This window comes from Micromonospora sp. NPDC047670, assembly GCF_043204915.1.
GTDB lineage: Bacteria > Actinomycetota > Actinomycetes > Mycobacteriales > Micromonosporaceae > Micromonospora.
In genome coordinates, this window is sequence record NZ_JBIDDA010000016.1 from 49129 (window position 1) to 71057 (window position 21929).

Annotated in this window: 16 protein-coding genes and 1 pseudogene; 11 read left to right on the forward strand and 6 right to left on the reverse strand. The window is 75.4% G+C overall.

All coding sequences use genetic code 11. The annotated features are described in order from the left end of the window. Positions 1-97 precede the first annotated feature (97 nt). The 3 genes from eccCa to ACGF7U_RS27370 all read left to right on the forward strand — a co-directional run bounded on the left by eccCa (position 98) and on the right by ACGF7U_RS27370 (position 6413). A complete protein-coding gene (eccCa, locus tag ACGF7U_RS27360) occupies positions 98-4057 on the forward strand; it encodes a type VII secretion protein EccCa (protein ID WP_393111422.1) in 3960 nt (1319 codons plus the stop codon). Positions 4058-4154: 97 nt separating this feature from the next. Then, entirely contained in the window at positions 4155-5522 is a 1368-nt protein-coding gene (gene mycP / locus ACGF7U_RS27365; protein ID WP_393111424.1) for a type VII secretion-associated serine protease mycosin, read from the forward strand. A gap of 78 nt (positions 5523-5600) precedes the next feature. Beyond that, positions 5601-6413, forward strand: a complete 813-nt coding sequence (locus tag ACGF7U_RS27370; protein WP_393111426.1) for a phosphatase PAP2 family protein — start codon at positions 5601-5603, stop codon at positions 6411-6413. A 4-nt stretch (positions 6414-6417) separates the two neighbouring features. On the opposite strand, the gene ACGF7U_RS27375 is transcribed toward ACGF7U_RS27370, so the two are convergent. The 6 genes from ACGF7U_RS27375 to ACGF7U_RS27400 all read right to left on the reverse strand — a co-directional run bounded on the left by ACGF7U_RS27375 (position 6418) and on the right by ACGF7U_RS27400 (position 11834). Beyond that, entirely contained in the window at positions 6418-7596 is a 1179-nt protein-coding gene (locus ACGF7U_RS27375; protein WP_393111428.1) for a MarP family serine protease, read from the reverse strand. Between the two features lie 63 nt (positions 7597-7659). Further along, complete coding sequence (locus ACGF7U_RS27380) at positions 7660-8352, reverse strand: NUDIX hydrolase (RefSeq protein WP_393111431.1); 693 nt, start codon at positions 8350-8352, stop codon at positions 7660-7662. Positions 8353-8431: 79 nt separating this feature from the next. Further along, positions 8432-9112, reverse strand: coding sequence for a TlpA family protein disulfide reductase (locus ACGF7U_RS27385; RefSeq protein WP_393111433.1), 681 nt, complete (start codon positions 9110-9112; stop codon positions 8432-8434). Continuing rightward, the gene (gene nth, locus ACGF7U_RS27390; protein WP_393111564.1) at positions 9109-9906 is read right to left on the reverse strand and encodes an endonuclease III; all 798 of its coding nucleotides are present in this window, start codon (positions 9904-9906) and stop codon (positions 9109-9111) included. The genes ACGF7U_RS27385 and nth overlap by 4 nt, the downstream gene beginning before the upstream one ends. Before the next feature lie 54 nt (positions 9907-9960). After that, entirely contained in the window at positions 9961-11115 is a 1155-nt protein-coding gene (locus ACGF7U_RS27395) for a CapA family protein (RefSeq protein WP_393111435.1), read from the reverse strand. Positions 11116-11171: 56 nt separating this feature from the next. Beyond that, entirely contained in the window at positions 11172-11834 is a 663-nt protein-coding gene (locus ACGF7U_RS27400; protein ID WP_393111437.1) for an adenosylcobinamide amidohydrolase, read from the reverse strand. 217 nt (positions 11835-12051) lie between these two features. Between ACGF7U_RS27400 and ACGF7U_RS27405 the strand changes: the two genes are divergently transcribed. The 8 genes and pseudogenes from ACGF7U_RS27405 to ACGF7U_RS27440 all read left to right on the forward strand — a co-directional run bounded on the left by ACGF7U_RS27405 (position 12052) and on the right by ACGF7U_RS27440 (position 21927). Beyond that, positions 12052-12729, forward strand: a complete 678-nt coding sequence (locus tag ACGF7U_RS27405) for a Crp/Fnr family transcriptional regulator (RefSeq protein ID WP_089003062.1) — start codon at positions 12052-12054, stop codon at positions 12727-12729. Positions 12730-12974: 245 nt separating this feature from the next. Beyond that, the gene (locus ACGF7U_RS27410) at positions 12975-13718 is read left to right on the forward strand and encodes a metallophosphoesterase family protein (RefSeq protein WP_393111439.1); all 744 of its coding nucleotides are present in this window, start codon (positions 12975-12977) and stop codon (positions 13716-13718) included. A 228-nt stretch (positions 13719-13946) separates the two neighbouring features. Next, positions 13947-14552 (forward strand): TetR/AcrR family transcriptional regulator, encoded by a 606-nt coding sequence (locus ACGF7U_RS27415; RefSeq protein ID WP_393111441.1) that lies wholly within the window; start codon positions 13947-13949, stop codon positions 14550-14552. A gap of 26 nt (positions 14553-14578) precedes the next feature. Beyond that, positions 14579-15364: pseudogene (locus ACGF7U_RS27420) on the forward strand (TIGR03084 family metal-binding protein); the annotation flags it as partial. A gap of 71 nt (positions 15365-15435) precedes the next feature. Further along, a complete protein-coding gene (locus tag ACGF7U_RS27425; RefSeq protein ID WP_393111443.1) occupies positions 15436-17157 on the forward strand; it encodes an acyclic terpene utilization AtuA family protein in 1722 nt (573 codons plus the stop codon). Further along, positions 17154-18293, forward strand: coding sequence for an acyl-CoA dehydrogenase family protein (locus ACGF7U_RS27430; protein WP_393111445.1), 1140 nt, complete (start codon positions 17154-17156; stop codon positions 18291-18293). The genes ACGF7U_RS27425 and ACGF7U_RS27430 overlap by 4 nt, the downstream gene beginning before the upstream one ends. Beyond that, positions 18290-19891 carry an acyl-CoA carboxylase subunit beta gene (locus tag ACGF7U_RS27435; protein WP_393111447.1) on the forward strand — a complete coding sequence of 534 codons (1602 nt, stop codon included), beginning with the start codon at positions 18290-18292 and terminating at the stop codon, positions 19889-19891. The genes ACGF7U_RS27430 and ACGF7U_RS27435 overlap by 4 nt, the downstream gene beginning before the upstream one ends. Positions 19892-19899: 8 nt before the next feature. After that, positions 19900-21927: a biotin carboxylase N-terminal domain-containing protein gene (locus ACGF7U_RS27440; RefSeq protein ID WP_393111449.1), complete on the forward strand. Its 2028-nt coding sequence runs from the start codon at positions 19900-19902 to the stop codon at positions 21925-21927. The last annotated feature ends 2 nt before the right edge of the window (positions 21928-21929 follow it).

The window sequence follows — 21929 nt, forward strand, 5'->3', positions numbered from 1 at the left end:
GGATCTCCATATCGAGCGGGGTTGGTGGCTGCGCGGACGACAGGACTTTACCTACCATGAGCCAGGCTCGGGTTACCGAGCGCTGTCAGGAGGTCGAGTGTCCACTGTCGTCATCAAGCGGCCACCCCGACGCCCGGCGCCGGAGATCCCGGTCGGCGAGCTGCCGGTGGACGCGCCGCCGGAGATCCCCGCCGTCGCCGGCGGGCGCTGGCAGCAGCTGCTCATGGTGCTGCCCATGCTCGGCGGCACGGTGGCGATGGCGATGATGTTCGGCCGTGGCGGCGGGGCCTACTCGTACGTGGTCGGCGGAATGTTCGGGCTCTCCTCGCTGGCCATGCTGGTGACCTCGTGGGGCAGCGCCTCCGGCACGCCGAGGAAGTCGGAGATGATGGCCGCCCGGCGGGACTACCTGCGGCACCTGACCGCGCTGCGCCGCCGGGTCCGGCACACCGCCGGGCAGCAGCGCGCCGGGCTCTACTACCGGCACCCGGATCCCGGCCGGCTCTGGTCGACCGTCGACAGCCACCGGGTCTGGGAACGGCGCCCCGCCGACCCGGACTTCGCGGTGGTCCGGGTCGCCGTCGGCCCGCAGACCCTCGCGACCCCGCTGGTCCCCCCGGTCACCCGCCCGCTGGAGGAGCTGGAGCCGATGACGGCGGGCGCGCTGCGCCGCTTCCTGGACGCGTACTCCGTGGTGCCCGACCTGCCGGTGGCGCTCTCGCTGCGCAGCTTCGCCCGGGTGTTCGTGCGCGACGCCACCGGCGGTCCGGGCGACGGGTCGGCCGGCCAGGCGCTGGCCCGGGCGATGCTCGCCCAGCTCGCGGTCTTCCACGCCCCGGACGAGCTGCTCGTCGCCGTCTGCGCGGGGCCGGAGCGGCGGGCCGCCTGGGAGTGGGTCAAGTGGCTGCCGCACGCCCACCACCCCACCCGCACCGACGCCCTCGGGCCGGTCCGGCTGGTCGCCAGCGCGGCGGCCGAGCTGGAACGGCTGCTGGACGAGGTGCTGGCCAGCCGGTCCCGGTTCAGCCCGGCCGGTCCCGCCACCGACGGCCCGCACGTGGTGGTGGTGCTCGACGGCGGCGACCTGACCGGGGCCACCGACCTGACCGGGGACGGTGGCATCGACGCCGTGACGATCATCGACCTGGACACCCCGCCGCCGCGCCTGCTGGACCGGTTCGCGCTGCTGCTGGAGCTGCGCCACGGCCGGCTGCACTCCCACTCGGCCGAGGGGCACGCCGAGGTGGGCACGGCGGACCGGCTCGACCTGGTCGACGCCGAGGCGATCGCCCGGCGGCTCGCCCCGCTGCGGCTGGCCACCGCCGTACGCGGCCCGGACGCCCCGCCCGGCGCCGAGCCGGGCCTGCCCGAGCTGCTCGGTCTGGGCGACCCGGAGGGCTTCACCGCCGAGCAGGGGTGGGCGCCCCGCTCCGCCCGCGAGCGGCTGCGGGTGCCGATCGGGGTGGGCACCGACGGCGGCGCCATCGAGCTGGACCTGAAGGAGTCGGCGCAGGACGGGATGGGTCCGCACGGCCTGCTGATCGGGGCGACCGGCTCCGGCAAGTCGGAGCTGCTGCGCACGCTGGTGCTCGGGCTGGCCGCCACGCACAGCTCCGAGCAGCTCAACTTCGTGCTGATCGACTTCAAGGGCGGCGCCACCTTCGCCTCCTTCGACCGGCTGCCGCACACCGCCGCGGTGATCACCAACCTGGCCGACGCGCTGCCGCTCGTCGACCGGATGGTCGACGCGATCAACGGCGAGCTGGTCCGCCGCCAGGAGCTGCTGCGCCGGGCCGGCAACTTCGCCAGCCTGCGTGACTACGAACGGGCCCGCGCCGCCGGCACGCCGCTCGCCCCGCTGCCGTCGCTGCTGCTGATCTGCGACGAGTTCTCCGAGCTGCTCTCGGCCAAGCCCGACTTCATCGACCTGTTCGTACAGATCGGCCGGCTGGGCCGGTCGCTCGGCGTGCACCTGCTGCTGGCCTCGCAGCGGCTGGAGGAGGGGCGGCTGCGCGGGCTGGACACCCATCTGTCGTACCGGATCGGGTTGCGTACCTTTTCCGCGCTGGAGTCGCGGACGGTGCTCGGGGTGCCGGACGCGCACGAGCTGCCCCGCTCCCCGGGCCACGGGTACCTGCGCTTCGGCACCGAGCCGCTGGTGCGGTTCAAGGCCGCGTACGTCTCCGGGGCGCTGCGCCGGCGCGGCGCGGCGCCGGGCGCCGGCGGCGCGGGAGCCCTCCGCCTGCTCGCCTTCTCCACGCACTTCGTGCCCAAGCCGGAGCCGGTCGGACCGCCAGCCCTGCCCGCCGCGGCCGACGAGAGCGGCACCGAAAGCCTGTTGGAGCTGATGGTCGACCGGCTGGCCGGCCAGGGCCCGCCCGCGCACCAGGTCTGGCTCCCCCCGCTCGGCCGGGCGCCGGCGCTGGACGAGCTGCTCGGGCCGGTCGCCGCCGACCCGAAGCGCGGCCTCGCCTTCGGCAATCCGGACCTGCACGGCGCGTTGCAGGTGCCGGTGGCGGTGGTCGACAAGCCCTTCGAGCAGCGCCGCGACCTGCTCTGGCTCTCGCTGGACGGCGCCGCCGGGCACGTCGCGGTCGTCGGCGGGCCGCAGAGCGGCAAGTCGACCGCGCTGCGCACGCTGATCTGCGCGCTTGCGCTCACCCACACCCCGGCCGAGGTGCAGGTCTACTGCCTCGACTTCGGCGGCGGCGCGCTGGCCGCGCTGCGCGACCTGCCGCACGTCGGTGGCGTCACCGGCCGCGCCGACCCGACGGCCGTCCGGCGCACGGTCGGCGAGATCGCCACGCTGCTTATCGACCGGGAACGGCGCTTCGCCGAGCTGGGCGTGGAGTCGATGGCCGCCTGGCGGCAGCGACGGGCCGCGCTGGCCGGCACCGGCCCGCCGGGCGCCGACCCGTTCGGCGACGTGTTCCTGGTGGTGGACGGCTGGGCCACCCTGCGCGGCGAGTACGACGACCTGGAGCCGCTGATCACCGACCTGGCCACCCGCGGCCTGTCGTACGGGGTGCACGTGGTGGCGACGGCGGTGCGCTGGCTGGACTTCCGGCCGGCGATCCGGGACCTCTTCGGCTCCCGGCTGGAGCTGCGCCTCGGCGACCCGTCCGACTCGCTGGTGGCCCGCCGGGCGGCGGCGAACGTGCCCGAGCAGACGGCGGGCCGGGGCATCACCGCGGAGAGCCTGCACTTCCTCACCGCGCTGCCGCAGCTGGCCGCCTGCGGCGGCGACACCACCGACCTGGTCAAGCAGGTCGCCGGGAGCTGGGCGGGGCCGGTGGCTCCCCCGGTGCGGCTGCTCCCGCCGGTGCTCCCGTACGCCGAGCTGGACCTGACCGCGACCACCGGCCTGCGCATCCCGGTCGGGATCGCCGAGGCCGACCTGCGCCCGGTGGAACTGGACTTCGCCACCGAGCCGCACTTCGTGGTCTTCGGCGACGCCGAGTGCGGCAAGTCGTCGTTCCTGCGCGCGCTGGCCAACTCGATCATCACCCGTTTCACCCCCGAGCAGGCCCGCGTGATCCTGGTCGACTACCGGCGCAGCCTGGCGGACCTCACCGAGGCCCCGCACCTGATCGGGTACGGCTCCGCCGCGGCGCACACCACCGACCTGATCGAGTCGGCCGCGGGCTACATGCACGCGCGGGCGCCCGGGCCCGAGGTCACCCCCGCGCAGCTGCGGGAGCGGTCGTGGTGGTCCGGGCCCGAGCTGTTCGTGCTGGTCGACGACTACGATCTGGTCGCCGGCGGGCCGGCCAACCCGCTGCGCGCGTTGGAGGAGCACCTGCCGCACGCCCGCGACGTCGGGCTGCACCTGGTGCTCGTCCGGCGCTCGGGCGGCGCCGGGCGGGCCCAGTACGAGCCGATCGTGCAGCGCCTGCGCGAGCTGTCCACCGCCGGGCTGGTGATGGCGGGCAGCCCGGAGGAGGGGGCGCTGGTCGGCCCGGTCCGGCCCGGGCCGCTGCCGCCGGGGCGCGGGCGGCTGGTCACCCGGCGGGAGGGCGTGCGGCTGGTCCAGCTGGCGTATCTGCCGTCGCCGTGACGGGTGTCCCCGGATCGCCCCGCAAGGCGCCGAGGAACCGGTAATCTCCGATCGTCATGTTTGCGTCTGGGATGAACGGTCTGAGGATGTGACCAGGGTGCGGCACAGCTGTCCGCCGGGTCGGCGGATCGCCGGGCGCGCGTTGCTCGGGTTGGCGGCCACCGTCGCGTCGGTCGCCGGCCCGGTCGCCCCGGCCGCCGCCGCCCCACGGCCGCCCGCCGCCGCCCGGGTCGCCGCCGTACCGCTGCCGCTCGCGCCGCCGGACACCCAGGGCCGCCCCGACCAGATCCGCGACGATCAGTGGCAGCTCGACGCGTTGCAGGCCAGGACGGCCTGGCGCAGCTCGACCGGGCGCGGGGTCACCGTCGCGGTGATCGACTCCGGGGTGGACGCGGCCCATCCCGACCTGGCCGGCCAGGTGCTGCCCGGCCTCGACCTGGTGGATCCCGAGGGTTCCGCCGACGCGGCCGACCCAGTCGGCCACGGCACCACCGTGGCCGGGCTGATCGCCGGCCGGAACGACGACCGGCGCGGCGCGGTGGGTCTCGCGCCGGACGCCCGGATCCTTCCGGTCCGCGTCCTCGACGCCGAGAACCGCTACGACGACGCCATGATCGTCGCCAAGGGGGTGCGCTGGGCGGTGGACAACGGCGCCCGCGTGATCAACCTGTCCCTCGGCGGGAGCGGCGACAGCGCCGCCCTGGCCGCCGCGCTCGACTACGCCTTCGCCCGGGACGTGGTCGTGGTCGCCTGCACCGGCAACGTGGCGGCCTCGTCCAGCTCGAAGGTCTGGTACCCGGCGCGCGAGCCGGGCGTGATCGCGGTCTCCGGGCTGGACCGCGACAGCCACAACCTCTGGTCCGGCTCGATCACCGGGCGGGCCACGGTGCTCGCCGCCCCCGCCACCGGTCTGGTCGGGGCCCGCCCCGGCGGCTACTGGCGCGTGCAGGGCACGAGCTTCGCGGCGCCGCTGGTCGCCGCCACCGCCGCGCTGGTGCGGGCCCGCTACCCGCAGATGTCCGCCGGCGACGTGGTGAACCGGCTGTTGAGCACCGCCCGCGACATCGGTTCGACCGGCCGGGACGACCGCTTCGGCTACGGCCTGGTCGACCCGGTCGCCGCGCTGAACGCCGAGGTGACCCCGGTGGGCCGCAACCCGCTGGACGACGATGCCTCGCCGGGCGTGGTCGGCTTCGGGCCGGCGCCGGGCTCCGCGCGGGCCGACGTCGCGGCGGCCGGCAGCGACCCGCTGGGCTTCGCCGCGCCGCGTCGGCAGACCCGCTGGACGGCGCAGCCGGCCGGTACGCACGAGGAGGCCACGCCGGAACGGCTCTGGACCGGGGCCGCGTTCTTCGTCGCCCTGCTCACCGGCGCGGCGCTGATGGTGCGCCGGTTCCGCCAGTGGACGCCGCTGGCCGCCCCGCGTCGCCCGGTCCGGCCGGGGCGCCGCCCGTCGGCGGGCTGAGCCGCGGCCCGACCCGCGGGCGCGCCCGGCGGCCCGCTCGGGGTCTGACCGGGCGGCGTCCGGGGTAGAACTGATGTCATGAGCACGCCCGGCCCGCGTACCCTCGCCGCGCCGCCCCGACCGTCGTGGCGCAGCCGCCGCCTGCACCCCGACGACTCCCGGGGGCTGCGGCTGACCCTCGCCGCGGGGGCCGCGTTCCTGGTGGTGGTGCCGTTCACGCTGCTGGCGTTCCTGGTGCTGGGGGACTGGCCCCCGCTGCGCCGGCTGGACACGGCGGTGACCGACGCGCTGGTCGGCTACGCCGCCGACCACCCGGCATGGGTACGCCTGATGACCCTCTGGACCGACGTGTTCGCCCCGATGCCGTTGCGGGCCGCCGCGCTGCTCCTGGTGGTCTGGCTGGTGCGGCGGGGGGCCCGGCAGTTGGCGGTCTGGGTCGCCGTCACCATGGCGGTGGGCGGCCTGCTCGGCCCGCTGTTCAAGCTGCTCTTCGGCCGGCCCCGGCCCGACCTGCCCGACCCGGTGGCCCAGGCGCCCGGCCTGGCCTTCCCGTCGGGGCACGCGCTCAACGCCGCCCTGGCCGCCGGGGTGCTGCTGGTGGTGTTCCTCCCGCACGCCGGGCCGGCCGCCCGCCGGGTGGTGGGCGCGGCCGCGCTGCTGCTCGCCCTGGTGACCGGCTTCAGCCGGGTCGCGCTGGGCGTGCACTGGACCAGCGACGTGCTGGCCGGCTGGCTCCTCGGCGCGGCCGTGGTGGCCGCGACCGCCGCCGCCCTCACCGTCTGGCGGGCCACCCCGCCCGGCCGCCCGGCACCGCCCGGGCCGGGCGGTGCCCCGCCGGGGTCGTCCGGGCCCGGGTCGGCGGCTGGCGCGGGCAGCCCGCCGCGAGGCTGACCGGTCAGGTGCACTCGCCGGTGCCGACGGCGCGGGTGCGCTCGGCACCGGCCAGGGCGACCGGGCGGGCCTCGGCCGCCGTCACCGCGAACCCGGTGTTGGGGTCGTCGGCCGCCGCCGCGAAGATCACCCCGAGCACCAGCCCGTTCGACGAGACCAACGGGCCGCCGGAGTTGCCGCTCTGCACGAGCGCCCGGATCGTGTAGATCTCCCGGGTCACGTTCCCGGCGGAGTAGATGTCCGGCCCGGTGATGCGGTCGACGTCCCGGACCCGCGCCGACTGGGCGTTGTACGGCCCGTCGAGCGGGAAGCCCAGCACGATCGCGTCCGCGCCGCTGCCCGCGTTGCCGGCGGCGAAGCGCATCGACGGGCCGGGCAGCCCGGGCACGTGCAGCACGGCCAGGTCCCGGTCGGGGTCGTAGACGACCACCTTGCTGTCGTACCGGTCGCCGTTCAGCTCGACGACCGTCGAGCGGGTGCCGGCGACGACGTGGGCGTTGGTCATCACCCGGTCGTCGGCGTAGACGAAGCCGGAGCCCTCGATCCGGCGCGAGCAGCTCGGGGCGGAGCCGAGCACCTTGACCACCGAACGCTGGCTGTTGACCACCACCTGCGAGCCGGCGAGCGCCGGGTCGGGCGGGGAGACCTGCCGGGCGCGGGTCGGCGCCAGGTCACCGAAGACGTCCGGGAAGCCGTTGGTGTCGACGGTGTCCCGCAGCGCCGTGGAGAGCTGCTGCGCCTGGTCCGGCAGGACCCGGTCCACCACGGTGAGCAGGGCGCTGTTGCGCACCGAGGAGGCCAGCCAGGGCAGCGACGACGAGCCCAACGGCACCGCGACGAGCCAGGCGACCAGCAGCACGGCGAAGAGCGAGACGAACGCCCCGCCGATGTCGTCGGCCCGCCTGCCCACGTCGCTGGTGATCGTCTTGCGCAGGTGGGAGCCGACCCAGCCGGCGAGCGCCTGGCCGACCACCGCCAGCCCGAAGACCGCCACCAGGGAGATCAGCACCCGGGTGCCGCTGTCGACGAACTGCTGCGCCAGCAGCGGCCCGAGCTGGAGGCCCACCAGCGCGCCCAGGAAGAAGCCGGAGAACGACAGCACCCCGATGACGAAGCCCTGGCGGTATCCGCTGATCGCGAACACGAGCATGAGCAGCAGCAGTACGAGATCCACGGCGGACACGCGTCAAGCGTACGGGCACCCGGCCCGCGAAATGACCATCGCGTGCGGAAGGTGACCGTCCGTTCAGCGCACCGGGGTCTCGTCCACCGCGTCGGTGCCGGCCGAGGGCGCCGGGGTGGCCCCGGTCGGCGGCAGGTCGACGACCCGGTCGCGCGGCCACGGCCGGGCCCATCCGCCCATCTCCAGCAGGGCGGCCAGGACGCCGGCGGTGAAGCCCCAGATCAGCATCCCGCGCGCCGAGAACGCCGGGCCGATCCAGCCGCTCGGGTGGCGTACCCGCATCCGGTTCTCGGGGTCGACCAGCTCGGTGATGGGCAGCCGGGCCACGTGCGCCACCTCGGCCGGCTCCCGGGGGTGCACCGGGTGCGGCGTGTGCCACCAGGCGAGCACGGGAGTGACCACGAAGTCGCTGACCGGGATCCAGAGCTTCGGCAGCTCGGCCAGGACCGTGACGCTGGCCGGGTCGAGCCCGACCTCCTCGTTGGCCTCGCGCAGCGCGGTCGCCGGGGCGTCGGCGTCCTCCGGGTCGGCCGCGCCGCCGGGGAAGGCCGGCTGACCGGCGTGGTTGCGCAGGGTGGCGGCCCGCTGGAGGATCAGCACGTCCGGGCCGGCGCCGGGCTCCTCGCCGAGCAGCACCAGCACGGCGCTCTCCCGCCCCCCGGTCTCGGGGGTGACCAGCCGGGTGAAGTCCTCGCTGCGCGCGGTGCCGAGCCTGGTGAGCAGCGGGTCGAGCCAGCCCGGCGGACGGCGGCTCACGCCGGCACCCCCGCGCCGTACCGCGCCCGCCGGCGGCTCACGCCGGCGTTCCCCGCGCCCCACCGTGTCCGTCGCCGGCTCATGCCGGCACCGCCACGCCGAGGTGTTGCCGGACCAGGGCGCCGAGACGGGCGTCGTCGAGCGCGCCGGAGGAGTCGACGTGCCGGACGCGGCCCTGCCCGTCGACGAAGACGGTCAGGGGGATGGCCTTGCGGTTCAGCTCCCGCTTCAGGCTCTCCCCCTGGTCCACCAGCACCGGGAAGCGGATGCCGAAGTCCTCGCCGATGGACTGGGCCGCGTCCCGGCTGTCCTGGCTGTTCACCCCGAGGACCGTGAGCCGGCCGGCGGCCCGCTCGCTGAGCCGCTGGAAGGCGGGCAGCTCCTTGCGGCAGGGCGGGCACCAGGACGCCCAGACGTTGACCACGGCCGGCCCGCGCAGGTCCCGCAGGGCGACCGGGGCGCCGCCGGTGAAGCAGTTCAGGGTCAACTCGGGCAACGCCGGGGCGTCGGCGGGCGCGGCCGGGAGGTCGGCGGGCGCGGCGGACGCGGGCGGGGCGCCGAGCGCCGAGCAGTCCTGGAACGGCGACGGCCGGTTGGCGGCGGCCTGCTGCCGGCCGGAGGGACCGCTCTCCTTCTCCTCGGCGCCGGCGGTGCACCCGGCGGCGGCCAGCAGCACGGGTACGAGCAGGAGGGCGAGGCCTTGTCGCCGGCCCGGAGGGCGCTGACCGGCGGCGACGGCAGGGGTGTTTCGGCGGTTCACGGCGCCTCCGCCACGACGGCCTGGACGGGCACCAGCTCCGGGTCGACCCCGGCCGCCACCGCCAGGTCGCGGGCGCGGGGACCCTTGAGCAGCTTCGCCGCCGCCGCGGGCTCGGTCGGGCCGGTGCCGTACGACGGGCAGAGCTTCGCGAGCGTGCACGCGCCGCAGGCCGGCTTGCGGGCGTGGCAGACCCGCCGGCCGTGGAAGATCACCCGGTGCGACAGCATGGTCCAGTCGCGCTTGGGGAAGAGCGCCCCGATCGCGTGCTCGATCTTCACCGGGTCGGTCTCGGCGGTGAGCCGCCAGCGCTGCACCAGCCGCCCGAAGTGGGTGTCGACGGTGATGCCGGGCACGCCGAAGGCGTTGCCGAGGATGACGTTGGCGGTCTTGCGCCCGATGCCGGGCAGCGTCACCAGGTCGGCGAGCTTGCCGGGGACCCGGCCGTCGTACCGCTCGACGAGGGCCTGGCCGAGCTTGATCAGGGAGTCGGTCTTGTTGCGGTAGAAGCCGGTGGGCCGGATCAGTTCCTCCAGCTCCGTCCGGTCCGCTCCCGCGTAGTCGGCGGCGGTCGGGTACCGGGCGAAGAGCTTCGGGGTGACCTCGTTGACCTTCTTGTCCGTGCACTGCGCGGAGAGGATCGTCGCGACGGCCAGCTCCAGCGGGCTGGAGTGGTCGAGTTCACAGTGGGCGTCGGGGTGGGTCTCGGTCAGGACCCGGCCGATCCGCCGCGCGCGGCGCGTACGCCCGAGGTCGGTCTCGGTGGAAACGGAGGAGCTGATGGTCACGCCGGCCAGCCTACGTCGCCGGGGTGACCGGCCGCCGGGGCCACGCGCCCGCGTCGACCGGGGTCAGCCGCCCTGCGGCGGGCTGATCGCGCCCGAGTCGTCGAACCGGGCGCCGGTGTCCGGGAAGTCGCTCCTGCTGAGCTGCTTCACGAGGCCCAGGCCGCGGTCGTCGCCGTCCATGGTCGGCTTGCCGGCGGAGTTCATGTACGTCGAGACGAACGAACCCCCGGCCCAGCCGCCGTCCGGCTTCAGCGACACCTTGAGCACCCCGCCCCAGCCGAGCCGGCCGGTGTTTTTCAGCGAGTTGCCCCCGCCGGCGAAGTTGCCCAGGCTGTACGCGATCAGCCGGCCCTTGTAGAACTCCATGCCGCGCAGCACGTGCGGGCCGTGCCCGACGATCAGGTCGGCGCCGGCGTCGATCATCGCCTTGGAGAACCTGACCGGGTCGCCCCGGTTCTCGCCGAGGTACATCTCGGTGCCGGGCCGCACCCGCGTCTTGTCGGCCCCCTCGCCGCCCATGTGCACCTGCACGACGACCAGGTCGGCCATCCCGGCGGCCTTGGTGATCACCCTCTTGGCCGCGGCGATGTCGACGAGGCTGTTGGACCAGACGTACGACGAGAAGCCGGCGACCGCGACCTTGACCCCCTTGACGTCGACCACGGTGATCTGGTCCGGCGCCCCGGTGTGCTCGAGTTCGTACTTCTCCAGCGCCTTCTGGGTGTTCTCGTAGCCCTTCGGGCCGTAGTCGTAGCCGTGGTTGTTGGCCTGGTTGAGCAGGTCGAAGCCGGCGTCGCGCAGGTGCGCCGCGTAGTCCGGCGGGGCGCGGAACTGGAAGCAGCGGGTCGAGTTCGGGCCGCACTTGCCGGTGCCGGTGTCGACGGTGAGCGGCTCCTCCAGGTTGCCCATCACCAGGTCGGCGGCGAGCGCCTTCTCGACCGAGTCGAAGAAGCCCTTCCCGCCGTTGGCGGGCAGCCGGTTCGGCGCGTTGCCCATGATGATGTCGCCGGTGGCGGAGAGCGAGATCGACTGCTCGGCGGGCGGGGCCGGCTCGCCGGACCGGACCGGGGCGCCGGTGCCGCCACCGCCCCTGCCGGGCTCCCAGACCGGGTCGCCCCCGGCGCCGGGCTCGCCGCAGCCGGCGGCGAGCAGGACGGCGAGCAGCGCGCCCAGGGCGAGCGCGAGCCGGCGGGGCGGAAGAAAGGCGGCAGCGTACATCGAGCGCGACCCTATCGGGTACGCATCGACGAAACGAGGGCCATTCGGACGAAGGTTCAGCCGGCCGGTCGTTCGGACCACGGGACGACGGTGCCGCGCCCGCCGGCCGTCACCGCGGCGTGCACGGCCCGGGCCAGCGGCGCGCCCCAGGTCGAGCGGGGTCCGCCGTACGCCGACTCCGGGCCGTCGACCGGGCAGAGCACGGCGACCGCGTCCGTCGGGGTGCCGGTGCCCGGCAGGCCCAGCTCCGCGATCGCCTGCGCCTTCGCCTCGGTGGCGGTGGCCACCGCGTTGACCAGGGCGGCGTCGCCGAGCCGGGCCGGGACGTACACCACGATGTTGACCGTGCCGACCCGCTGGGCGAGCACCGCCGGAGCGGGCTCGGCCGCCCGGACCGGGAGGCCGAGGCCGACGGTGGCCCAGACCCGCACGCCGGTGTCCGCCCGGGCGACCACCTCGGACACGTCCACCCCGGTCAGCAGGCCCACCCCGGGCCCGTCGAGGTCGAGCCCGTCGGCCAGCCCGGCCAGGTGGTCGGCGGGATCGTCCCGGTCGTACGACATGGGCACGGTCGCGTTGACGACCCAGTGCCGGACGCCGAGCCCACCGCCCAGCGGCGCGGAACTGACCGCGCGCAGCGGCCGGTCGGCGCGCCAGTACAGCAGCGGGACGTCCCGACCGTCCTCGCGACGGGCGGTCAGCACGGGTTCGCTCAGCACGTGGTGACCCTACGGCCCGGCGCCCCTCGACCCGCCGGCGCCCGTGCGGGCGGGCGATCCTACTGCTCGACCACGTCGCGGAGGTTACGCCCAACGATCAAGATTCCAGGGGTGCGCCTCTGATTCCAGCTCACGTGCGCCTAGACTGGCGACGCGCGAGGGATCAGCGGACGGCGGACCCGGCCGAGAAGACGGCACGCGCAGGTGGAGGTGCGCGATGGACGAGGTACTGGCCCGCAGCGGGATCTTCCAGGGCGTCGACCCGGAGGCTGCCGAGGCGCTCGCCAAGGAGATGGAGACGCTCGAGGTCCGCAAGGGCGAGATCGTCTTCAACGAGGGCGAGCCCGGCGACAGTCTCTACATCCTGCTGTCCGGCAAGATCAAGGTGGGCCGCCGGGCGGCCGACGGCCGACAGAACCTGATCGCCGTGATGGGCCCGTCGGACATGGTGGGCGAGCTGTCGCTCTTCGACCCCGGCCCGCGCACGGCGACGGCCACGGCGGTCACCGACACCCGCCTGGTGCGGCTGCGCAAGCAGGCCCTGCGCCCGTGGCTGAACAACCGGCCGGAGATCGCCGAGCAGCTGCTGCGGGTGCTGGCCCGCCGGCTGCGGCGGACGAACGACTCGCTGGCCGACCTGATCTTCACCGACGTGCCCGGTCGCGTCGCCAAGAACCTGCTCCAGATGGCCGGCCGCTTCGGCACCCGCGACGGCGGCGTGCTGCGGGTGACCCACGACCTCACCCAGGAGGAGATCGCCCAGCTCGTCGGCGCCTCCCGGGAGACCGTGAACAAGGCGCTGGCCGACTTCGCCTCGCGCGGCTGGCTGCGTCTGGACGGCAAGAGCATCATCATCCTCGACCCGGAGCGCCTGGCCCGCCGCGCCCGCGTCTGACGCCCGCCCCGGCCGGGTTTCCCCGGCCCGCTCGACGCCACCGGTCCGGACCGCACCCCTGCGGCCGGACCGGTTCGCGTTGGCGGCACGGCGGCACGGCGGCACGGCGGCACGGCGGCACGGCGGCACGGCGGCACGGCGGCACGGCGGCACGGCGGCACGGCGGCACGGCGGCAGCCAGAGGGTCCGTCTGCCTGGGGCAGAATCGCTGGACTCCGGCCCGGCGCGGCGGGCAGGGTGGAGCGATGCTGGAACGCGTCGCCGTACTCTCCGACATCCACGGGGCGCTGCCCGCCTTGGAGGCCGTGCTGGCCGAGCCGGACGTCGCCACCGCCGACCTGATCGTGCTCACCGGCGACATCGCGGCCGGCCCGCAACCGGTCGAGGTGCTGGACCTCCTCGCCGGCCTCGGCGACCGGGTCTGCTGGGTGCGCGGCAACGCCGACCGCGAGCTGGTGGAGGCCCGGGCCGGCCGCAAGTCCCCCGTCGACGTCTCGAACTGGGCCGCCGAGCAGCTCCGCGCCGACCAACTCGACCGGCTGGCGGCGCTGCCGCTGACGGTGACGCTGGAAGTCGCCGGCCTCGGTCAGGTGCTGTTCTGCCACGCCACGCCCCGCGACGACGAGGAGGTCGTGCTCATCGACTCCCGGACGGCACGCTGGGCGGAGGTGCTCGCCGGGGTGCCGGCCGAGGTGGGGACGGTGGTCTGCGGGCACACCCACATGCCGTTCACCCGGCTGGCCGACCGGCGGCTGGTCGTCAACCCGGGCAGCATCGGGATGCCCTACGGCGGCCCGGGCGCCTTCTGGGCGCTGCTCGGACCCGGGGTGCAGCTGCGCCGCACCGCGTTCGACGTGGACGCGGCCTGCGCCCGCGTGGCGGCCGAGTCGGGTTTCCCCGACGCCGCCGAGTGGGCCGACGAGTACCTGCGCTCCCGGCACAGCGACACCGACGCGCTCGCCGTGTTCGGCCCCCGCGACGGCCGCTGAGGGCGACCGGCCGGGGGACGCCGGCCTCCGCGACGGCCGCTGAGGGGCGACCGGCCGGGGGACGTCGGCGCCGCCCCTGTCGAGCTGAATCGTCTACGACATCAGTTCGACAGCGCGCGGCGGCCGGCCCGTCCGCTGGCCGAAGTGGCGGTCACGCACCCAGCAGCCCCGCCCCGTGAGAAAAAAGTCAGTCTTGACTGTTTGTTTCGGGGCCGGCACGCTGTCCCCGTGCCCGCCGCATCGACCCGCGTCCCTCAACAGGAGCGCAGCCGCGCCACCCAGGCCCGGCTGCTGGAGGCGACCGTCGAGTGCCTGGTCGAGCACGGCTGGGCCGGCACCACCACCACCGTCGTCGCGGCCCGGGCCGGCGTCTCGCGCGGCGCCCAGCTGCACCACTACCCCACGAAGGCCAAGCTGGTCACCGCCGCCGTCACGCACCTCACCGAACGGCGGGCGGAGGAGCTGCGCGCCGAGGCCGAGGCGCTGCCGCCCGGCCCGCAGCGGCTCGACCGGGTGATCGACCTGCTCGGCGCGGCCTTCACCGGCCCGCTCTTCGTCGCCGCCCTCGAACTGTGGGTCGCCGCGCGGACCGACCGGGAGCTGCGCGAGGCCCTGCTGCCGTTGGAGGCCCGGGTCGGCCGCGAGATGCACCGGCTCACCGTCTCCCTGCTCGACGTGGACGAGCGCCGCCCGGGCGTACGCGAGGCGGTGCAGGCGACCCTCGACCTGCTCCGCGGCCTCGGCGTGGCCAACCTGCTCAACGACGACTCGGCCCGTCGCACCGCCCTGCTCGCCACCTGGAAGCGCCAGCTCGCCACCCTGCTCACGCCCTGACCGGCCCGTCCCGCACCGGAGGCACCATGGTCGACCTCAAGGACCTGATCGCGGATCTGGCCGACGAGTCCGAGCAGCTGGACGGCCTGGTGAGCGGCCTGTCGCCGGGCGAGTGGACACGTCTGACCCCGGCGCCCGGCTGGAGCGTCGGGCACCAGGTCGCCCATCTCGCCTGGACGGACCAGGTGGCGCTGCTCGCCGCCACCGACCCCGAGGCGTTCTTCGCCTCCGTGGCGACCGCCCCCGACCCGACCCGGCTCGTCGACGCCGGCGCGGCGGAGTTCCTCGCCCCGCCGGCCGAGCTGCTGCCCCGCTGGCGTGCCGGGCGGGCCGCGCTCGCCGCCGCGCTGGTGGGCGTGCCCGAGGGCGGGAAGCTGCCCTGGTTCGGCACCCGGATGTCGCCCGCCTCGATGGCCACCGCCCGGATCATGGAGACCTGGGCGCACGGCGCGGACGTGGCCGACGCGCTCGGCGTCACCCGTCCCGCCACGGCGCGGCTGCGGCACGTCGCGCACCTCGGCGTCCGTACCCTCGGCCACAGCTTCGCCGCCCACGGCCGGCCGGTGCCGGCGGCGCCCGTGCGCGTCGAGCTGGCCGCGCCCGGCGGTGACACCTGGGCGTACGGCCCGGCCGACGCCGCCGACCGGGTCATTGGCCCGGCGCTCGACTTCTGCCTGCTGGTCACCCAGCGGCGGCACCGCGCCGACCTGGCCCTGGCGGCGACCGGCCCGGTCGCCGACGAGTGGCTGGACGTCGCGCAGGCGTTCGCCGGCCCGCCCGGCGCGGGCCGCGCGCCACGGACCGCCGACGCTGCCCCGAGAGACGACGCCGGCACGGGAGACGACGCAGGCACGGGAGACGACGCCGGCACGGGGAGCGCCGCATGAGCGGGGTGCTGCGGGTGGGCAACGCCTCCGGCTTCTACGGCGACCGCTTCACCGCCTGGCGGGAGATGCTCGACGGCGGCGAACTCGACGTGCTGACCGGCGACTACCTGGCCGAACTGACCATGCTGATCCTCGGCCGGGACCGGCTGCGCGACCCCGCCCTCGGCTATGCCCGGACCTTCCTGCGCCAGTTGGAGGGCTGCCTCGGCACCGCGCTGGACCGGGGCGTGCGGATCGTGACCAACGCCGGCGGGCTGAACCCGGCCGGGCTGGCCGCCGCGATCGGCGCGCTCGCCGAGCGACTCGGCCTGACCGTGCGCGTCGGCCACGTCGAGGGCGATGCGCTCCCCCGCCCGGACGCGCTGACGGCGAACGCCTACCTGGGGGCGTACGGCATCGCCGCCTGCCTGGACGGCGGGGCCGACGTGGTGGTCACCGGCCGGGTCACCGACGCGTCCCTGGTGGTCGGGCCGGCCATCGCCCGGTTCGGTTGGGGGCGCGACGACCTCGATGCGCTGGCCGGGGCGACCGTCGCCGGCCACCTCGTCGAGTGCGGGGCGCAGGTGACCGGGGGCAACTTCAGCTTCTTCACCGAGCTGCCCGACGGCGGTCACCGCCCCGGGTTCCCGATCGCCGAGCTGCGTGCGGACGGCTCCTGCCTGATCACCAAGCACCCCGGCACCGGCGGCGCGGTCACCGTGGAGACCGTCACCGCCCAACTGCTCTACGAGGTGGGCGGGCCGGCCTATGTCGGGCCGGACGTGGTGGCCCGGCTCGACACGGTCGAGCTGAGCGCCGACGGGCCGGACCGGGTGCGGGTGAGCGGCGTCCGCGGCACCCCGCCGCCGGGCACCCTCAAGGTGGGCGTGAACAACCTCGGCGGCTTCCGCAACTCCATGACCTTCGTCCTCTGTGGGCTCGACATCCCCGCCAAGGCGGCCCTGGTGCGGGGTCAGGTCGAGGAGGCGGTCGGCAAGGAGGGGCTGGAGTTCATCCTGGCCCGCACCGACCACCCCGACACCGGCGACACCGAGGCGGCGAGCGCCCTGCTGCACGTACACCTGCGGGACGGCGACCGGGCGCGGGCCGGGCGGGCCTTCTCGGCCGCCGCGGTGGAGCTGGCCCTGGCCTCCTACCCGGGCTGCACGCTGACCACCCTGCCCGGCGACGCGACGCCCTACGGGGTGTTCACCGCCGACGCCGTGCCGCAGGACGCGGTGTCGCACGTCGCCGTGCTGCCGTCCGGGGAGCGGGTGCCGATCGCGCCGCCGGTGCGCACCGCCGGCCCGCCCGACGAGCCGCCCGACGAGGCGGCGTCCGCCGCCGACCCTGCGCCGGACGAGCGCCCCACCCGGCGCGCGCCGCTCGGCGAGCTGGTCGGGGCCCGCTCCGGCGACAAGGGCGGCGACGCCAATCTCGGCGTCTGGGCCCGCACCGACGCCACGTGGTCGTGGCTGCGCGGCTGGCTCACCGTGGCCCGGCTGCGCGAGCTGCTGCCGGAGACCGCCCCGCTGACTGTGCAGCGGTACGAGCTGCCGAACCTGCGGGCGGTCAACTTCGTCGTCCGGGGGCTGCTCGGACAGGGAGTGGCCGCCTCCACCCGGTTCGACCCGCAGGCCAAGGCGCTCGGCGAACTGCTCCGCTCCCGCATCGTCGACCTGCCGGCGGACCTTCCGCCCGGCCCGGCCGCCGACACGACGCCCGGGGGGAACCGATGACCATCGTGGACACCCCCGAACGGCGGCAGCTGCGGGAACTCACCCGGGCCTTCGTGACCCGGGAGGTGCTGCCCTACCTCGACGGCTGGGAGCGGGCCGGCGAGATCCCCCGCGACCTGCACGCCACCGCGGCCAAGCTGGGCCTGCTGGGCATCGGCTTCCCGGAGGCGGTCGGCGGCAGCGGCGGTGACCTGCTCGACTCGATCATCGTCACCGAGGAGATCATCCGCTCGGGCGGCTCTTCCGGGCTGATCGCGGCGCTGTTCACGCACGGCATCGCACTCCCGCACATCGTCGCCTCCGGCGACGCGGAACTGATCGACCGGTACGTCCGGCCGACCCTCGCGGGCACGATGATCGGCGCGCTGGCGATCACCGAGCCCGACGGCGGCTCGGACGTGGCCGGCATCCGCACCACCGCCCGCCGCGACGGCGACCACTACACCGTCAACGGCTCGAAGACCTACATCACCAGCGGCATCCGAGCCGACTTCGTGACCACCGCGGTCTGCACCGACTTCCCGGGCAGCGGCTCGCTCACCCTGCTGGTGATCGACAAGGGCACGCCCGGGTTCACCGTCGGGCGGCGGCTGGAGAAGCTCGGCTGGCACTGCTCGGACACCGCCGAACTCTCCCTCGTGGACGTGCGGGTGCCGGTGGCCAACCGGATCGGCCCCGAGGACACCGGCTTCCTGGCGATCATGCAGAGCTTCGCCACGGAACGGCTCTCCCTCGCCACCCAGGCGTACGCGACCGCGCAGCGCTGCGTGGAGTTGGCGGTGCGCTGGTGCCGGGACCGGTCCACGTTCGGCCGTCCCCTGGCGAGCCGGCAACTGATCCGGCACCGGCTGGCCGAGATGCACACCCGCACGGAGGCGGCCCGGGCGTACGTGCATCAGGTGGCGGCGCGGGTGGCCGCCGGCGAGCCGGTGGTGACCGAGGTCGCGATGGCGAAGAACGTCGCCGTGGCCGCCTGCGCCGAGGTGGTCGACCAGGCGCTCCAGCTGCACGGCGGCTACGGATACCTGCGCGACGCCGAGGTGGAGCGGCACTACCGGGACGCCCGGATCCTCGGCATCGGCGGCGGCACCACCGAGATCATGAACGAGATCATCGCGAAGGGCATGGGCCTGTGACGACGCTGCGGAGCGCGATCGACCCGTCCGCGCCGGGGCACCGGGCCAACCGGGCGGCCATGCTGGAGCGCCTCGCCGAGCTGGAGGCGGCGCTCGACCGGGCCAGGGCCGGCGGCGGGGAGAAGTACGTGGCCCGCCACCACGGCCGGGGCAAGCTGCTCCCCCGGGAACGGATCGAGCTGCTGCTCGACCGGGACAGCCCGTTCCTGGAGCTGTCCCCGGTGGCGGCGTACGGCACCGACTTCCCCGTCGGGGCGAGCGTGGTGACCGGCATCGGCGTGGTCGAGGGCGTCGAGTGCCTGGTCGTCGCCAACGACCCGACGGTACGCGGCGGCGCGGTGAACCCGTGGTCGCTCGCGAAGACCCGCCGGGCGGGCGAGATCGCCCTGGCGAACCGGCTGCCGATGGTGAACCTGGTCGAGTCGGCCGGCGCGGACCTGCCCACCCAGGCGGAGATCTTCATCCCGGGCGGGCGGGTGTTCCGCGACCTGACCCGGCTCTCGGCCGCGAAGATCCCCACGGTCAGCGTGGTCTTCGGCAACGCCACCGCCGGGGGCGCGTACGTGCCGGGGATGTCCGATCAGGTGATCATGATCCGGGACCGGTCGCAGGTCTACCTGGCCGGGCCGCCGCTGGTGAGGATGGCCACCGGCGAGGCCACCGACGACGAGTCCCTCGGCGGGGCGGCGATGCACGCCACGACGTCCGGCCTGGCGGACTTCCTCGCCTCCGACGAGCGGCACGGCATCCGGCTGGCCCGGCAGTGCGTACGCCGGCTGAACTGGCGCAAGCAGGGCCCGCCGCCGCGCACCCCGGTCCCGGTCCCGCCGAGCTATGACCCGGAGGAGCTGCTCGGCGTCGTCCCGGCCGACCTGAAGGTGCCGTTCGACCCGCGCGAGGTGCTGGCCCGGGTCCTGGACGGTAGCGAGTTCGACGAGTTCAAGCCGGCCTACGGCACCGCCCTGGTGACCGGCTGGGGCGAGCTGCACGGCTATCCCGTCGGGGTGCTCGCCAACGCGCGGGGCGTGCTGTTCAGCGAGGAGGCGCAGAAGGCGGCCCAGTTCATCCAGCTCGCCAACGCCACCGACACCCCGCTGCTCTTCCTGCAGAACACCACCGGCTACATGGTCGGCACCGAGTACGAGCAGCGCGGCATCATCAAGCACGGCGCCCTGATGATCAACGCGGTGTCGAACTCGACCGTGCCGCACCTGACGGTCAACCTCGGCGCCTCCTACGGCGCCGGCAACTACGGCATGTGCGGCCGGGCGTACGAGCCCCGGTTCCTGTTCACCTGGCCGAACGCCAAGTCGGCGGTGATGGGCCCGGCGCAGCTCGCCGGCGTGCTCTCCATCGTGGCCCGGCAGGCCGCCGCCGCCCGGGGGCGCGACTACGACGAGGAGTCCGACGCCGCCATGCGGATGATGGTCGAGCAGCAGATCGAGTCCCAGTCCGGCGCGCTCTTCCTCTCCGGCCGGCTCTACGACGACGGGGTGATCGACCCCCGGGACACCCGTACCGTACTCGGGCTCTGTCTCTCGGCGATCCACAACGCACCAGTCAGGGGCGCCGACGGCTTCGGCGTCTTCCGGATGTGAGGGCGGCCATGATTCGGAAACTGCTCGTCGCGAACCGGGGCGAGATCGCCCGCCGGGTCTTCGCCACCTGCCGGGCGCTCGGTGTCGAGACGGTGGCCGTGCACGCCGACGCCGACGCCGACGCGCCGTTCGTCACGGAGGCCGACCACGCCGTCCGGCTGCCCGGGAACACGCCCGCCGAGACGTACCTGCGGGTCGACCTGATCCTCGACGCGGCCCGCAGGAGCGGGGCGGACGCCGTCCACCCCGGCTACGGCTTCCTCGCCGAGAACGCCGAGTTCGCCGCCGCGGTGACCGACGCCGGGCTGACCTGGATCGGCCCGCCAGCCAAGGCGATCGCCGCGATGGGCGACAAGGTGGCGGCGAAGGCCCTGCTCGCCGAGGCGGGCGTGCCGATGCTGCCCACCTGGACCGACGCCGACGAGATCACCGACTTTCCGGTGCTGGTGAAGGCGTCCGCCGGGGGCGGCGGGCGCGGCATGCGCGTCGTCCGGGACGCCGGCGGGCTGGCCGAGGCCGTCGCCTCCGCGCGCCGCGAGGCGGCCGCCGCGTTCGGCGACGGCACGGTCTTCGTCGAGCGGTACGTCGAGCGGGGCCGCCACGTCGAGGTGCAGATCTTCGGCGACACCCACGGCACGGTGGTCGCCCTCGGCGTACGGGACTGCTCGATCCAGCGCCGGCACCAGAAGCTCGTCGAGGAGGCCCCGGGAATCATTCCTGCCGAGGTGCGGGAGCGGCTGCACGAGGCGGCGGTCGCCGCCGCCCGGGCGGTCGACTACGTCGGCGCCGGCACGGTCGAGTTCCTGCTCGCGCCCGACGGGGAGATCTACTTCCTGGAGATGAACACCCGACTCCAGGTCGAGCACCCGGTCACCGAGCTGACCACCGGCCTGGACCTGGTCCGGCTGCAACTGCTCGTCGCCGAGGGCGAGCCGCTGCCGGTGGCGGCGACCCCGCCCGCACAGGGCTACGCGATCGAGGTACGCCTCTGCGCCGAGGAGCCCGCACACGGGTACCGGCCGGCGACGGGCACGCTGCACCGGTTCGCCCTGCCCGGCGTGGCGGCCGGGTTCGGGCCGCTGGCCGGGCCGGGCGTGCGGCTGGACTCGGGCGTGGTCGACGGCTCGGTGGTGGGTGTCCACTACGACTCGATGCTCGCCAAGGTCGTCGCCTGGGCGCCGAGCCGCGCCGAGGCGGCCCGGGCGCTGGCCGGCGCGCTGGCCCGCGCCGAGCTGCACGGGGTGGCCACCAACCGGGACCTGCTGGTCCGCGTCCTGCGCAGCACGGAGTTCGCCGCCGTCGACATCGACACCGGCTTCCTGGACCGGCACCCCGAGGTCTTCGCCCCGCTGCTGCCCGCCGACCAGCTCCCCCTGGTCGCGCTGGCGGCGGCCCTCGCCTCGGCCGCCGCCCGCCGCACCTCGGCGCCGGTGCTTGCCGGGCTCCCCTCGGGCTGGCGCAACGTGCCGGCGTTCCCGCAGGTCATCCGCTTCACCGGCCCGGCCGGCGAGGTGACGGTCGGCTACCGCCTGGACCGCTCAGGTGGTCTCGCCGAGTGGTCGGTGTCGCCGGGTATCGGCTCCACCGCCACCGCGGACGGGCCGGCTCCGGACGGGAAGGCCGCGTCGGTCGGCGAGCCGCCGCCGGCCGTGGCCCTGGTCGAGGCGCACCCCGACCGGGTGGCGCTCGACGTCGACGGGGTCCGGCGGACGTACCGCGTACACCGGGTGGGCTCGGAGGTCTTCGTGGACGGCCCGGACGGGGCGGCGGGCCTGACCGAGCTGCCGCGCTTCGGAGAACCCGCCGCGGAGCTGGCGGCGGGGTCGCTGGTCGCGCCGCTGCCGGGCACGGTGACCCGGGTGCACGTCGAGGCCGGCCAGCGGGTGGCGGCTGGCGACCTGCTGCTGACGCTGGAAGCGATGAAGCTGGAACATCCCGTGCTCGCCCCGGCCGGCGGTGTGGTCGCCGAGCTGCCGGTGCCGGCCGGCGGGCAGGTCGACACGGGCGCCGTGCTTGCCGTGGTCGACCCCGAGTGATC

Bases quoted from the DNA above. Each gene is read 5' to 3' on its own strand.
- ACGF7U_RS27370 (WP_393111426.1), top strand. From the start codon at position 5,601: ATGAGCACGCCCGGCCCGCGTACCCTCGCCGCGCCGCCCCGACCGTCG.
- ACGF7U_RS27395 (WP_393111435.1), bottom strand. From the start codon at position 11,115: ATGTACGCTGCCGCCTTTCTTCCGCCCCGCCGGCTCGCGCTCGCCCTG.
- ACGF7U_RS27405 (WP_089003062.1), top strand. From the start codon at position 12,052: ATGGACGAGGTACTGGCCCGCAGCGGGATCTTCCAGGGCGTCGACCCG.
- ACGF7U_RS27410 (WP_393111439.1), top strand. From the start codon at position 12,975: ATGCTGGAACGCGTCGCCGTACTCTCCGACATCCACGGGGCGCTGCCC.
- ACGF7U_RS27425 (WP_393111443.1), top strand. From the start codon at position 15,436: ATGAGCGGGGTGCTGCGGGTGGGCAACGCCTCCGGCTTCTACGGCGAC.
- ACGF7U_RS27430 (WP_393111445.1), top strand. From the start codon at position 17,154: ATGACCATCGTGGACACCCCCGAACGGCGGCAGCTGCGGGAACTCACC.
- ACGF7U_RS27440 (WP_393111449.1), top strand. From the start codon at position 19,900: ATGATTCGGAAACTGCTCGTCGCGAACCGGGGCGAGATCGCCCGCCGG.